This window comes from Microbacterium sp. 71-36, from assembly GCF_001898305.1.
Classification (GTDB): Bacteria; Actinomycetota; Actinomycetes; order Actinomycetales; family Microbacteriaceae; genus Microbacterium.
This window is the reverse complement of sequence record NZ_MKTP01000004.1, coordinates 230,073-242,763: the sequence shown is the minus strand read 5'-3', so window position 1 is coordinate 242,763 and position 12,691 is coordinate 230,073. Positions and strand designations below refer to the sequence as shown.

General features: G+C 63.5%; 14 protein-coding genes. 5 read left to right on the top strand and 9 right to left on the bottom strand.

Annotation, left to right across the window (positions count from 1 at the left end; translation table 11 throughout):
* Nucleotides 1-120: 120 nt before the first annotated feature.
* Nucleotides 121-291, top strand: coding sequence for a hypothetical protein (locus BGO45_RS12620; protein ID WP_292694769.1), 171 nt, complete (start codon nucleotides 121-123; stop codon nucleotides 289-291).
* A gap of 41 nt (nucleotides 292-332) precedes the next feature.
* On the opposite strand, the gene BGO45_RS12615 is transcribed toward BGO45_RS12620, so the two are convergent.
* Genes BGO45_RS12615 through BGO45_RS12605 form a run of 3 tightly spaced genes read right to left on the bottom strand, consistent with a single transcriptional unit; the run spans nucleotide 333 to nucleotide 4,640 of the window.
* Nucleotides 333-2,483: an AAA family ATPase gene (locus BGO45_RS12615; protein WP_292694768.1), complete on the bottom strand. Its 2,151-nt coding sequence runs from the start codon at nucleotides 2,481-2,483 to the stop codon at nucleotides 333-335.
* Nucleotides 2,484-2,511: 28 nt separating this feature from the next.
* Nucleotides 2,512-3,612, bottom strand: coding sequence for a DUF262 domain-containing protein (locus tag BGO45_RS12610; protein ID WP_292694766.1), 1,101 nt, complete (start codon nucleotides 3,610-3,612; stop codon nucleotides 2,512-2,514).
* Nucleotides 3,613-3,614: 2 nt separating this feature from the next.
* A complete protein-coding gene (locus BGO45_RS12605; protein WP_292694764.1) occupies nucleotides 3,615-4,640 on the bottom strand; it encodes an adenine-specific methyltransferase EcoRI family protein in 1,026 nt (341 codons plus the stop codon).
* A gap of 870 nt (nucleotides 4,641-5,510) precedes the next feature.
* Between BGO45_RS12605 and BGO45_RS12600 the strand changes: the two genes are divergently transcribed.
* Nucleotides 5,511-6,068, top strand: coding sequence for a dihydrofolate reductase family protein (locus BGO45_RS12600; RefSeq protein ID WP_292694762.1), 558 nt, complete (start codon nucleotides 5,511-5,513; stop codon nucleotides 6,066-6,068).
* Between the two features lie 246 nt (nucleotides 6,069-6,314).
* On the opposite strand, the gene BGO45_RS12595 is transcribed toward BGO45_RS12600, so the two are convergent.
* Both BGO45_RS12595 and BGO45_RS12590 read right to left on the bottom strand, forming a co-directional pair.
* On the bottom strand, nucleotides 6,315-7,577 hold the full coding sequence (locus BGO45_RS12595; protein ID WP_292694760.1) for a dGTP triphosphohydrolase: 1,263 nt from the start codon (nucleotides 7,575-7,577) through the stop codon (nucleotides 6,315-6,317).
* On the bottom strand, nucleotides 7,574-7,807 hold the full coding sequence (locus BGO45_RS12590) for a hypothetical protein (protein WP_292694758.1): 234 nt from the start codon (nucleotides 7,805-7,807) through the stop codon (nucleotides 7,574-7,576). The genes BGO45_RS12595 and BGO45_RS12590 overlap by 4 nt, the downstream gene beginning before the upstream one ends.
* Nucleotides 7,808-8,072: 265 nt before the next feature.
* On the opposite strand from BGO45_RS12590, the gene BGO45_RS12585 reads away from it, so the two are divergent.
* Nucleotides 8,073-8,396 carry a hypothetical protein gene (locus BGO45_RS12585; protein ID WP_292694756.1) on the top strand — a complete coding sequence of 108 codons (324 nt, stop codon included), beginning with the start codon at nucleotides 8,073-8,075 and terminating at the stop codon, nucleotides 8,394-8,396.
* Nucleotides 8,397-8,789: 393 nt separating this feature from the next.
* On the opposite strand, the gene BGO45_RS12580 is transcribed toward BGO45_RS12585, so the two are convergent.
* On the bottom strand, nucleotides 8,790-9,245 hold the full coding sequence (locus BGO45_RS12580; protein ID WP_292694755.1) for a VOC family protein: 456 nt from the start codon (nucleotides 9,243-9,245) through the stop codon (nucleotides 8,790-8,792).
* A gap of 97 nt (nucleotides 9,246-9,342) precedes the next feature.
* Between BGO45_RS12580 and BGO45_RS12575 the strand changes: the two genes are divergently transcribed.
* A complete protein-coding gene (locus BGO45_RS12575) occupies nucleotides 9,343-10,290 on the top strand; it encodes a YafY family protein (protein ID WP_292694753.1) in 948 nt (315 codons plus the stop codon).
* A 19-nt stretch (nucleotides 10,291-10,309) separates the two neighbouring features.
* Here BGO45_RS12575 and BGO45_RS12570 read toward each other — a convergent pair whose 3' ends face one another.
* Nucleotides 10,310-10,606 (bottom strand): HepT-like ribonuclease domain-containing protein, encoded by a 297-nt coding sequence (locus BGO45_RS12570; protein ID WP_292694751.1) that lies wholly within the window; start codon nucleotides 10,604-10,606, stop codon nucleotides 10,310-10,312.
* A gap of 47 nt (nucleotides 10,607-10,653) precedes the next feature.
* Complete coding sequence (locus BGO45_RS12565) at nucleotides 10,654-11,097, bottom strand: helix-turn-helix domain-containing protein (RefSeq protein WP_292694749.1); 444 nt, start codon at nucleotides 11,095-11,097, stop codon at nucleotides 10,654-10,656.
* Nucleotides 11,098-11,181: 84 nt separating this feature from the next.
* On the opposite strand from BGO45_RS12565, the gene BGO45_RS12560 reads away from it, so the two are divergent.
* Entirely contained in the window at nucleotides 11,182-11,490 is a 309-nt protein-coding gene (locus BGO45_RS12560; RefSeq protein WP_292694747.1) for a hypothetical protein, read from the top strand.
* 66 nt (nucleotides 11,491-11,556) lie between these two features.
* On the opposite strand, the gene BGO45_RS12555 is transcribed toward BGO45_RS12560, so the two are convergent.
* Nucleotides 11,557-12,633 (bottom strand): alkene reductase, encoded by a 1,077-nt coding sequence (locus BGO45_RS12555; protein ID WP_292694745.1) that lies wholly within the window; start codon nucleotides 12,631-12,633, stop codon nucleotides 11,557-11,559.
* Nucleotides 12,634-12,691: the final 58 nt, after the last annotated feature.

The window sequence follows — 12,691 nt, the reverse complement described above, 5'->3', positions numbered from 1 at the left end:
TGTCGACTGGCACACGCGTGAGTTGCACCGCGACTGGGCGGACGAGGCGGCCTCGGCTGTCGCGTCGCAGGGCAATATCTGGGCGATCGCGCGCTGGCCGAGCTTGTGGGTGAGTTGTCGATGAACAGTCGGGAGTTCGCGCGCCTGTGGGCCAAGCACGACGTGCGGTTGTGTTCGACCGGAACGAAGCGGTTGCACCACCCGAAGGTGGGCGACCTCGACCTGAATTACGAGGTGCTGCACCTTCCCGACAGCCAGCGCACGCCGACCGCCCATCGTGACCACAACTAGTACCCTCCGGCGGACCGTCAAGACTTGCCGGCTGTCGCCGCCTACTCCGCGTCAGCCTGCTCCACCAGTGCGGTGCACGCTGCGATCACGAACTCGGGCACAGCGTCGAACTCGCGAGGGTTGAGTTGCATGACGTACTCGTTCTCGATGTGGAAGGTCTCATTGACGAACTTGGTGAATACCTCGTCACCCTTCATTTTCTCGGGGTCGAGTGCAAGCATGATGCGGAACAGTTGGACCTTCTCATAGCCGACGGGAGTCGCATCGAATCGGCTGCGTAGCGCTCCGGCCCCCTTGATCTCGGCGAGCGCAGAGCTGTAGTCGAAGTCGCTGATGTGCTTGCGCACCTCGCTCGCGGCGCTGGTGACTTCATCTGCCGTAAGCGGTTCAAACTCTTCGAGGCTTAACATTCGACTTGGAGTCTCGCGAACATGGAGAAGACTCGACAGAAGCTCATACGCAACGTCCTTCGATCCGTGCACCTCGAAAAGCCGACGCAAGTAGATGCACTTGATGATCGTGTCCGCAGCGGAGCTGATGTTAGCCTCGCACACTGCACTGAAGGTGGAAATGTCAGTGGCTGCGACCGGCTTCTCGGTCACGACCCCCTCCCGTCCACTGAGGAAGTGGACCGCAGGCTTCACGGCCTTGAACTTCTTCGCTGTGCCGGTGCGCACCATGTCGATAGCGGGCTCTATATCGTGAGTGAGAAGCAAGGTCGTCGTGCCCTTCAGACTGTTGTCTCCGCGGAATAGCTGGTGAAGGATCGCAAACTTCTTTGTCTTGTCGAAGCTCGACACCGGATCGTCCAGAACAACGAGGTCGGGCTTCCTGTGCTGAACGTCATGCATGAAAAGAACCAATGCGAAAGCATTTTTCTCGCCGTAGCTCAGATGTTCGTGCGCGGCCTTGATGTGACCGGAGAAGTCCACGTGCTCCAACAACATTCGATAGCTACCCTCGCTCGGCTCGATACGTACCGCGTACCGATAGCCGGCCGATGTCAGGAATGAGTTGATGGCGTTCTGATTGTCGCGGATCAGCTTCTTGACCCGCGATTTCTGCTTTCCGATTTGCGCATTGATGTCGTTGATCTCGCTGATGGCATCTGCCAGCTTGCCGTTGATAAGAGCGACTACTGATCGAGTGGCCTCCGAATCGAGGACCGAAAGGTATGTGAGATCGATCTTCAGATCGCTCAGAATTGGTGCTACGTCTGTTTCGTCCTTGAGTGAATGGAAAGAAAGACTCCTGGCTGCAGCCAGCTTGGTCAGCAGGGTAACTACGGCACTCCTGAGTGAAACCACGAAGGACTCTTGTTCTGGAGTCAGGCCCGAGATGGACTTTGTGAGTTCTGTGAGCTTCTGAAGATCTTCGGGTGCGATGTACCGACCTACACGGTCGATGACGGCACGCAGGCTGCTTAGGTTACGGACCGACGCGGAGTCGAACTCCTCCGAAAGCTTGGCCGCTACAGCCTTGTCAACGTTGGAGGTTGAGCAGAAAGGGCAGTTATCGGATAGGTCTAAGTACGCCTTGCCTGTAGCTTGCCACTTGATCCACGTCGCGGGGTCGTCGCTCTCGATGAAACTCTTGAATCCTTGTAGTGGCTCAGGGATCTGCGCCATCTTCCCGCCGACGCCGATGCCTTTGAAGGCCTTGCTCGTCTTTGCCAGTGTGCCGCCCTTCGTGACGTTGAAGGCGTCGCGAAGCTCTTCGAAACCTGCCAGAGCCGCGTCGAATTCGGGTTCGTCCGTAAAGGTCTGCTTCAGAGAGTCGAATCGGGCCGCGATCTCCTCTACGCCGGTGCGGTACTCCTCGGTGTTGATGAAGATCTCGAAGCTGTTCTCCAACACCTCGTCGGGACGGAACACGAACGTCGACACGTAGTCGTCGTTGAACGTCATCACCTTCGTGATCTCATCAGCGCCCTGCACGGAGGGGCGGGGTGCAACCCTGTCTCGGTGTTTGAACGGCGTCAGCTTCTCGGCGAGCTGGTCGTCTCCCGCCGCCCTGAGCGTAAGAGCGCGGGCGATAGTGCTTTTGCCTATGCCGTTCGGCCCGTACTTGATGTTGAGCGCACCACGACGCAGAGCTATAGCCGCTTCATCGATGCTGTTGCAGTCACGAATCGTGATGCTGTAGTCGCTCGCGTGGTCCTGAGGAACGGTCTTGCTTTCTGTTAGCGTCATTGCTCAGCCTTACTGCGTCGCGGTCGGGCTACTTGTTGCCCTTGGAGTTGTTGTCGAACGAGCAAAGCATCTGGAGGTTTTCGGGCACCGTCTTCCCGCCCTTGCTCCACGGCACAATGTGATCGCCCGCCATCTCTTCGTAAGTGAAGGTCTTCTGGCAGACCGAGCACACACCCTTCTGCTTCTCGAACTGAGCACGTTTCTGGTTCTCGGAGAAGGTGCGGAGCGCCAGGAATTTCTCATCTTGAGTGAGGAGGTACGCGTAGATGCCAGGCTTCTTCTGGACCTCGTCGTCCGTCATGAGCTTGCCGATCTCCTGCTCCAGCTCAATGGAGTTCAGGGGTGCATCCTTGAACTGGTTGTAGAGCGTGCCCCACTTCACGCTCTTCATGGTGCTGCGATAGTTCGGGAAGACTGCCTTCACCCAGGCGATAACGCCCTGGAAGTACTGCCAAAGGGGAGCCGCGTTGGCGTCCTCCTGATGGAGGCCCATGTAGCCCTCCACGTCACCGTCGTTGATCCACTTGATGACTTTCTCCAGGTACTCCTGACGGATCGGGGAGCCGGTCACGTAATCGGAACCAAGCTGATATGCAGGGCAGCCGGTCTTGCTGAAGTAACGTTTGGCATCGGAGACCCATGGCCCCGAGTAGATCGCGTTGAGCAGCTCCTGGTCGGTGAGCTTCTCCCCCGCAGTATTGATGACCCTGAACCAGTCAAGCTTCTCGCTTGGGGTGCCTTCGCACAGGTACACGGTGACCTTGTAGTTGCGGAGACGATCTTTCTCGTCGGGCTGAAGATTGTGAAAGTATCGCTGTTCCGGTTTACCGAACAGCGGCAGAGCGAATTCGCTGTCCATGTATTGGCAAAGCGAGATGGTGCGCTGCTGCCCATCGATTACCTCGAAGTCATCTTCGCCGTTGACAGCCCAATACATCACGTTCAGCGGGAAGTCCTTCGCGGCCGTCTCGATCACCGCTTGACGCTGTTTGCCCGTGTAGACGAACTCCCGCTGGTATGGGGGCCTGATGTCGAGCTTACCTCCGTAGGCTCTCGCACCTAGCTCGGAACTGTCCTCGAAGCCATCCGTGAGGTCAGCGACCGTCAGCTGAAGGGGAGTGATCTTCACGGCTATTTCCTTCGGACGAGAAGTCGAGCGAACGTTGACTTGAGTTTGCCATTGATGAGCAGTGCGCCTCGACGGTTAAGGTCTCCAGCGTTAGGTACGTCGGCCCGCGAGTACTCCTTCGTCTTGAGTCCGGAGTTATTATCGCGGTCAGTGATGCCCAAAATCTCGAACTGATCGGGGTTGTAACTGTCCATGAACGTGATTGGGACGCCCATGGCCCCCTCCCAATCCGCAGGGATGTCTTTCAGGCGACTCACTTCGATGGCGTCGTAGTTGTCGTAGTGCGGGTGGAGATCAGGATCGTAAGGCCTCCACAAAATCAGCTCTTCGTGCCTCTTCGCGATATCGAGGTTCGTGAACCAGCTAACGTTCCGAAACTTCACGAGCCCCGTCTGTTCGTCGTAGACGCCCTTCGCGTACTCCTCGCCGGAGTGTGCGGTCGCGAAGTACGCGTTACCTGCCTGAAAGCCGTTGCCCAACCAGATCCGGTTCTCCTTGAAGAGCGGGAACAGCTCCTTGTACGTGACAGCGTTGGTGGGGCCAATGATGACGAACTTCTTGTCGTGCTCCATGAGCTGCGCCACGTATTCTCGAAAGAGCGAGAATGGAGGATTGGTTACCACTACGTCAGCCTGTTTGAGGAGGGCGATGCTCTCTTCGCTGCGGAAGTCGCCGTCGCCCTCGAAGTGGTTGACACCAACTTCATCAAGATCGGGGACCCCACTGCCGTTCTTGTCCCCTTCGTACTCCAGCCAGATCGCCTGCTCGCTGTCCTCGGAGCTGAAGTTGTCGATCTCCTCGCTCTTGTAGCATGCCGCGATCAGCTTCTTCAGCCCTAGGGCTTCGAAGTTGTAACTGAAGTAGTGGAAGAAGTTACTCACGCGCGGATCGTCGCAATTGAGGTACACCGTCTTGCCCTTGAAGTGCTGACGGTAGTGCTTCAGCTCGCGCTCGATGTCACTTAGTTGCGTGTAGAACTCGTCTGCCTTCGCCGCCCGCGCGGCCACCAGATTGCTGTTCTTCGCCATACTTTGACACTAGCGGCGACCTCCGACGTCACCTGCCGCGACGCGACACCGGATGACCCACTGGACACGAGGGGTGGCGGTCTGGTCACACGATCGTTCGAGGTCGTGTCAGAACACCACCACGGAGGCGCGGCGCGCAGATAGAAGCACAGCGATGTCCGGTAAGCGGGGGAGCGCGTGTCGCTCTTCTGCGGCTACTTGTTCGTGACCTGTCCTTCAATAGTGGCCATGACCATCGCGTGGGCGAGTGTCGCCGACCTCGCGACCTTCCGCCACGCCACGGAGGAGGCGGCGCATGATCTTGCCGCCGCTGGTCTTCGGCAATCAGCGACCGTCTCGAATCGCATCGACGGGCTCAGGCGCGCCCCTCGAGGCTGTGGGCATCTTCGCGTGGAGCACCACCCGCCTCGCCCGCAGCTCCGCGATGACGGCGGTGCGAGTAACAGAGGCCCGGCAACATACGCTCACCCCGTGGACCTCTTTGATGCAGTTCAGCAGCCGCGCTGCGAGCATTGCGGCACAGTGATGCACGAGGCTCGCGACGGGTACGCATGCCGATGGTGCGGCGGCTCGGCCCAGCACGCTACCAATGCTCACGACGCGCCCCCTTTCTTTGTCGGGCCATCATTGCCTGGGTGTTGACCTTGCAGGCTGTAGGTGTCGCACACCGTCTGCCCGTCAGGGATTCCCACGGCTGCGTGGCGCCCCGTATTGGTCCTGATAGCTGGGGCCCTCAAGCTCGCGTCATTCGCAAGCAGAGTGCGTTTGGCCGCTGACCCCCCGCGGCCTCGGCAGATAAATGCCGGGGCTATTCGTCGCGCAAGCACCTCGGTAGCCTGACCCCACCCACCCGGGTCGAAGGAGACCGCCATGCGCCAACCCCTCCGCTATGGCATCAACGTTTCCCTCGACGGGTGCGTCCACCACGAGGCGGGCATGCTGCCGGACGCGGAGTCGATGGCGTTCTGGACCGACGAGCTGCGCCGCTCCGACACGCTCCTTTACGGGCGCGGCACGTACGAGCTGATGCAGGGCGCGTGGCGGCGACCCGCGTCAGGACAGTGGCCGGACTGGATGGACGCCAGTGAGGTCGCGTTCGCGGAGGTGATGGATCCGATGCGGAAGGTCGTTGCATCCGCTTCTCTCGACACAGTGGACTGGAACGCCGAACTCCTCCGCTGCGATCTCGTCGACGCGGTGCGGCGGCTCAAGGAGCAGCCGGGGCGGGGGATCTCGCTCGGTGGGGTGCGGGTGCCGGCGGTGCTCGCCGCGGCGGGGCTCATCGACGAGTACGTGTTCGTCGTGCATCCGGTGATCGCGGGTCGCGGGCCGCGGCTGCTCGACGGCGTAGAGCTGACGCTCGAGCTGATCGAGCGGCGGGAGTTCGGTTCGGGCGTCACGGTGCAGCGATACCGGCCGGCGGCATAGCAAGGGCCCCGCGCGGAGTGGTCGCGCGCCCTGGCATCCCGTTTCGCTCGTGAGCCAATCCGCGCGGCCACCGAAACACTCCACGTCACGGCGAACCGGCCGGTCAGCATCCCAAACCCGGCGCTCCACGTCGACGCCGCGAAGAGCTCGGCGCCGCGGAACTGAGCGGGAGCGATAGCGACGCCTGCCGGCAGTTCGGGCGCCCTGCGCTTCATCATCATTACTCGGTCAGCGGCGACCCACGCCTTAATACGCCACCCAGCCGTCGCGGATACTCGCACGTGCGGCGCCTCTGAATCGTCCGTGCAAGTCGTATGCCTGCTCCTCCGTCAGCGATGAAATGTAATCCGCCGCTGCCCTTTGATTTGCGGCATAACCAGACTCCTCTTTATGCGCGAGATCTAGAAGGTCGCGGAATCGCGTGGGCAGACGCTGCTTTCGCTTCTCTGACTCGGTCCACTCGCTCAGATCATGAAAAAGATCTTGGATGACACGCACCTGCCCTCTTTGTAGAGATGCAAGGGAAGGGTCGTTTATCACGAACTGCCACGTGAACTGTTTCAGAAAGTGGACTTCGCGCCGAAACGTCGAGGAGACCGCAAGTGCCCCATCGTCACCCAATCCGGTTCCTGACACGTACCGCTCGATGAGTTCAGAGCCGAGCCTGTTCACGTTCTTTCGGGCATCGACCGTACCGTCGTACCGATCGAGTCCAGGGGGAAGCAGATCCAGCGTGGAGTCGAAGTCCTGTGCAGCGTCTGTGAACGACCAATCGCCATCCTGCCACTCGGCAAGCGCTTGCTCAATGAACTCTGCCTTGCGGGCGGTATCACGACGTAGCACTTCGATGTCGATCAGGCCCGCGCGGTAGAAGTCCTCGAGATCATGGACCGCGTAGCTGATGTCATCCGCCCAGTCCATGATGGCGGCCTCGATGCTCTGCTCCGTGCCTGGGTCACCTTCCATCGCCCTCTCGAACTGGTCGCGCTCAGTCTTGTAGGCGCCCCATTTCTTCTTCGGATCTGCCTTCTCATGATTGCTCATCCACGGGTACTTCAAAATTGCTCGGAGAGTTCGTGGGGAAAGCTCCAAGCCGCGAGTATTTCGCCGCTGGCTGAGCTTCGTCACGATGCGAAAGCTTTGAGCGTTGCCCTCGAAGCCATCGGTCGCACCACACAAATCCTGCAACGCCTTCTCCGCGATATGCCCAAATGGCGGATGTCCCAGGTCGTGCGCCAGTCCAGCCGCCTCCGCAACATCAACATCGACCGTGCTGCCTGGCAAACCACTGCGGGCTTCCGCCATGTCGGGGCGGAAGTTGAGGTACTGAGCGATCCGCCGGCTTAGCTGTGCCACCTTTTGCGTGTGCGTGAGGCGGTTATGGAAGAGTTGCCGCTCGCCGACAGCCACAACCTGTGTTACGCCGGTTAGGCGGCGGTAAGCCGAGGAGTAAAGAATGCGATCGCAATCGTGTGCCCCGGCTGACCGATAGTCATCTGCAGGATTCACGTTCGCGTGCGTCGCAGGCGCCGCGTCACGGTGAACTGGAGCTTGCGCTCGTCGAGCAGCTTCCAGATCGCTTCCCGAGTCAGCTCGGACTGCGTTGGCTCTGCACTGAGGAGATCGGCCAGGGGAACTTCCCGCTCGCCTACGGTCTCCAACACTTTCCGGCTGAGCTCTGCGACAGCTTCGTCAATCCGCTGCCGCTCGCGCCGGCCATGTTCGGTGATTAGGCTCAATCTAGGCTCCTCTTGTTGGTCGCCAGCATCCCAGCGCCTAGTGACTGCCTATCATACGGCTCCGACCTTCAAGACAGCGGAGCGCATCGAGAGACGTAACCCCGAGTCAGCTGCTCAAGAGTCGCCCACTGAGAACGTCCCGTGACGGACACCCAGGACCAGCGTGTCCCAATCCGAGTACGCTGGGCGTGCGAGCCTGACCTGTCGCGCCGCCGATGTCGGCGCCTCCCGACAGGAAACAACGACGCGCTGAAGGGGTGAACGCATGGTCCACTTCCTGTTCGACACCAGTGGACACGCCATCGCGTTCCGCCGGAGTGCTGATGACAAGTTCTTGTGGGATAAGTCCGGCCGATGGATCGGCTGGTTCCCGTGGGGTGATGCCGACGCTGTCGATAAGGAGGGTCGCTACCTGGGAACGGTGATCGGGAATCGGCTGCTGAAGCGCGACTCACAACCGTATAGGGGCTACCCGGGCTACCCGGGCTACCCGGGCTACGCCGGTTACCCGGGCTACGCCGGATACGCAGGATACAGCGGGTACCGGGCCGGTTACAGCGATGTACCGAAGGGCCGCCTCGAAGGTTGAAGACTCTGTGTCCTTCTGCATCGGCAGGACGTTCTCCTTCGTGAAGTCGGCTGCTGAGCGCGGTCGACGCACGAGTGCGCCGGTGTCGGCGTCGAACGTGGCTGACGGGCACGCGGGGGATCGCTAGGTGGGGGTCGAGCTGGGTGGTGGGGTGCGTTCCGCTCGATGTCGAGCTGGAGGGTTCGGTTCCCAACGCCGATGAGCTTGGCGGCATCCTGCAACGTCAGCGCAAGTGAGTTCGCGGACTTGGCTTTCTCTGTCTCTCTTCATCGGCAATGCGTGACGTCTTTGGCACACGCCGTGCGCCGACATCAAGTGCTCGCGAGACGTGTAGTGCCGGTATTGATCAGCCTGCTCGCGGGGTCGGGCATCCAGTAGGCAGGCGACCACGGGTCACTCCGTGACGACCGAAACACTCCACGTCACGCCGAACCGGTCGGTCAGCATGCCGAACCCGGCGCTCCAGGCCGACGCCGCGAGAGGCTCGACGATCGTGGCATCCACCGCCAGGGCATCCCAGTGGCCTCGCAGCTCGTCGAGCGTGGGCGAACTGATCGAGACGAACAGCGCCTGGTCGGTGATCGTCGCGTGGTTCTCGCGGCGGGTGGAGCCGCCGCCGGCGATGCCGCCCTCGGTCTGGCCGGGGATGTCGTACCCCATGAGGCGGAACCCGTTCTCGGCGGCGACGAGGCCGAACACGACCTTGTCGGCACCGGGGATCTCGGCCGGCATCCCGAAATCGGCGTACGTGTTGATGACGGAGTGCCCGCCGAAGACGGACTGGTAGAACTCCAGCGCCGCACGCGCGTCGCCGCGGAAGTTCAGGTGAGGGGTGGTCTGCACGGACATGTCTGCTCCTTGGGTCTCGGGCCGGATCGCCTCGTGCCACGACCATCGCAGCCATGTAGGGCGGTTTCTGTCCTAGACCGGAAATACCCTGGATGCCATGACCACGACATCGCGACTGCTCACCCTGCTGTCGCTGTTGCAGACGCGACGCGACTGGCCGGGGTCGGTGCTCGCCTCGCGGCTCGGCATCACCGACCGCACGGTGCGCCGCGACATCGATCGCCTCCGCGAGATGGGCTATCGCATCGAGGCCACGATGGGTCCGGACGGCGGGTACCGTCTCGACTCCGGCGCCGAGCTGCCCCCGCTGCTCTTCGACGACGACCAGGCGCTCGCCGTGGCGGTCGCGCTGCGCACCGCCCCGGCGCTCGGCGCGGGCATCGGTGAGGCGGCGATCCGCGCGCTCGCGACGATGCGCCAGGTCATGCCCTCACGCCTGCGGCACCGCCTCGACACCCTCGAGGTCACGACGGTCGCGCGGCCGGGGGAGGTGGCATCCATCGGTATCTCTCTCGACGTGCTCGTGACGCTCGCGCAGGCGATCCGAGACCGGGTGACGCTGCGATTCGATTACGGCGACGCGCTGCGGCGGGCGGAGCCGCACCACCTCGCCGTCTCGGATGGCCGGTGGTACCTCGTCGCGTGGGATCTCGACCGCGACGACTGGCGGATCTACCGGGTCGATCGCCTCCAGCCGCGCATCCCGCACGGCGCCCCCTTCACTCCGCGCACGGTGCCCGGCGGAGACGTCGACGCATTCGTCTCGGCCCGGTTCAAGGGAGCGGATGCCAACGCCTGGCCGTGCCGCGGAACGGTTCTGCTGCACCTCCCGGCGCGCGACGTGCTGCCCTACGCCGGTGACGGGACGGTCACCGCGGTCGACCAACACACGTGCACGCTCGAGATGGGCTCGTGGTCGTGGGGAGCGCTCGCCGCGTCGTTCGGGCGGTTCGACGCCGAGATGGAGGTCGTGGGGCCGCCGGAGCTGGCGGAGGCGTTCGGGGTGTTGGCGGAGCGGTATTCGCGGGCGACCTCTGCCCGGTGACGCAGCGGTAGCGGCCCGGTCACACTCCCGGGATCAGCACGTCGATGAGGTACTCCCGCAGCCGGGGAACGTCGACGGTCAGCGTCCGCCAGACGCGGTGCGGGTCGAGGTCGTCGTACTGGTGCGCGGCGAAGTTCCGCATGTCGATGATCTGTCGCCAGGGCTGATCGGCGAACCGTTCGCGCACGTCGGTCGGAATCTTCGCCACCCCCTCACCGATGCGAATCAGCCCCATCTCCGCCGCCCACTGCGCCTGGACGTCCGCGAGGAAGGAATCCTTGCCGCCGGCCACGATCCGCGCGATCACATCGCACACTGAGATAACCCGGTTCCCGGCATCCCTCGCCTTCTGCGCCGCCGGGTTCACACCGGCACCGCCTCGCGCAGGATGCGGTCGCGAAGATCCCCTCGAAGGGTGTCAGATGCCACGATGTCGACTTCCGCGTGCAGGAGGTCTGCAAGTGCGAGGCGCAGACCGATCTCGTCGAGCAGGCCGGCCTCCGGCGTGAAGTCGACCAGGAGATCGATGTCGGAGGATTCGGTGGCCTCGTCGCGGGCCACGGACCCGAAGACGCGCGGGTCGGAGCCGTGATACTCCACGACGATTCGGTGGATCTCGTCGCGGTGGCGGATCAGCCGGTCGCGGAGGTTGCCCGCGAGCGCTCGGCGAAGACGCTCAAGAACCTCGGGGCTCGGCTGGCGTCGGCCGTTCTCGTACGCCGAGATGTTCGGCTGCGGCACCTGCGCGGCGCGGGCGAGCTCGGCCTGGCTCAGGCCGGCCGCTCGTCGCTCCGCACGGATGTCCATATCGACAGGGTATCGCGGGGGTTATCGACGGCGATATAGCAGTGATGTCCGTGACAGGGTATGAGCCCGCGAGGAGGGGGCGCTATGGGGAAGCTCTTGAAGGTCGGCGTCTGGTTCCTGGCGCCGATTCTCGCCACGGCCTGGGTCGCCGTGCTCTCCGGCGCGATCTCGGTGATGGGCACGCTGCGCGGTACGGGGCACTTGGTCAACGCCGCGAGCATCACGACGCTGTCGAGCGCGTTCGCGGTGCTTGTCCTGGCCATCGGGGCGGCCGTGATGGATGCGACGGGGGCGCGGCGGCTCGCGACGGCAACGAGAGTCGGTGCATTCGTCGTGACGGCGGTGGCTCTCGTGGCCGCCGCGGTGCTCATGCACATCGTGCTGAGTGCCTGAGCGCTGAGGTGAGCGGGGCCCCGCGCAGATGGCATCCACCATCCGTGCGAGGCCCCGCTCGACGTCTCAGCCCTGGAGGAACGGGTAGTCCGTGTATCCGCGCTCGTCGGGGCCGTAGACCGACGCCTGGTCGACCTCGTTCTCGTCGGCGCCGCGCTCCCAGCGCGTGACGAGGTCGGGGTTGGCGATGGCGGGGCGCCCCACCGCCACCAGGTCGGCGATGCCGTCCTCGACGGCCGACACGGCCTCGTCACGCGTGGTGACGCGCGAGAAGCCGGTGTTGACGATGAACGTGCCGCCGAAGGCGCGGCGCAGGTCCTGGATCAGGTCGCTCGCGGGGTCGGCATGCAGGACGCTGAGGTACGCGAGGCCGAGGGGTGCGAGGCCGGCGATGAGCGCCTCGTAGGTGGCGCGGGTCTCGGCGTCGTCCTTCTCCCAGACGTCCTGGATGTTGTGCGCGGGAGAGATCCGGATGCCGACACGACCGGCGCCGATCTCGGCCACCACGGCCTCGGCGACCTCGACGACGAAACGGGCACGGGCCTCGGGCGAACCGCCGTAGCCGTCGGTGCGCTGGTTCGACGCGGGGGAGAGGAACTCGTGCAGCAGGTAGCCGTTGGCCGAATGCAGCTCGACGCCGTCGAAGCCGGCATCCACGGCGCGACGGGCGGCGGCGACGAACTCGTCACGGACGGTCGCGAGCTCGTCGGTCTCGAGCGCGTGCGGCACCGGGTAGGCGACCTTCGTGCCGTCGGCGAGGCGGGTCTCGCCCTCGATCGCGATCGCCGAGGGGGCGACGATCCGGTCGGTGCCGGTGATGTCGGTGTGCGAGACGCGGCCGCCGTTCATGAGCTGCATGAACAGCACTCCGCCGTCGGCGTGCACGGCATCCGCCACCTTCGCCCAGCCGGCCGCCTGCGCGTCGGTGACGATACCCGGCTGACCGGGGTACGCCCGCGACTCGGCGCTCGGGAACACGCCCTCGGTCACGAGCAGACCGATGCCCGCGCGCTGCGCGTAGTAGGTCGCGATGAGGTGTCCGGGAACGCCGTCGGCGTCCGCGCGCAAGCGGGTCATCGGGGCGAGCGAAACGCGGTTGCGGACGTCGACGTCGCCGACGGTGGTGGGGCTGAACAGGCTCACGGGTGTCCTTTCGTGGGGGAACAGGGCCGGGTGATCCCAACCCGCGGCGTGCGGCGGG

Excerpts from the sequence above, each read along its gene's own strand:
- BGO45_RS12620 (WP_292694769.1), top strand. The coding sequence starts at position 121 with ATGAACAGTCGGGAGTTCGCGCGCCTGTGGGCCAAGCACGACGTGCGG.
- BGO45_RS12615 (WP_292694768.1), bottom strand. The coding sequence starts at position 2,483 with ATGACGCTAACAGAAAGCAAGACCGTTCCTCAGGACCACGCGAGCGAC.
- BGO45_RS12605 (WP_292694764.1), bottom strand. The coding sequence starts at position 4,640 with ATGGCGAAGAACAGCAATCTGGTGGCCGCGCGGGCGGCGAAGGCAGAC.
- BGO45_RS12600 (WP_292694762.1), top strand. The coding sequence starts at position 5,511 with ATGCGCCAACCCCTCCGCTATGGCATCAACGTTTCCCTCGACGGGTGC.
- BGO45_RS12585 (WP_292694756.1), top strand. The coding sequence starts at position 8,073 with ATGGTCCACTTCCTGTTCGACACCAGTGGACACGCCATCGCGTTCCGC.
- BGO45_RS12580 (WP_292694755.1), bottom strand. The coding sequence starts at position 9,245 with ATGTCCGTGCAGACCACCCCTCACCTGAACTTCCGCGGCGACGCGCGT.
- BGO45_RS12575 (WP_292694753.1), top strand. The coding sequence starts at position 9,343 with ATGACCACGACATCGCGACTGCTCACCCTGCTGTCGCTGTTGCAGACG.
- BGO45_RS12565 (WP_292694749.1), bottom strand. The coding sequence starts at position 11,097 with ATGGACATCCGTGCGGAGCGACGAGCGGCCGGCCTGAGCCAGGCCGAG.
- BGO45_RS12560 (WP_292694747.1), top strand. The coding sequence starts at position 11,182 with ATGGGGAAGCTCTTGAAGGTCGGCGTCTGGTTCCTGGCGCCGATTCTC.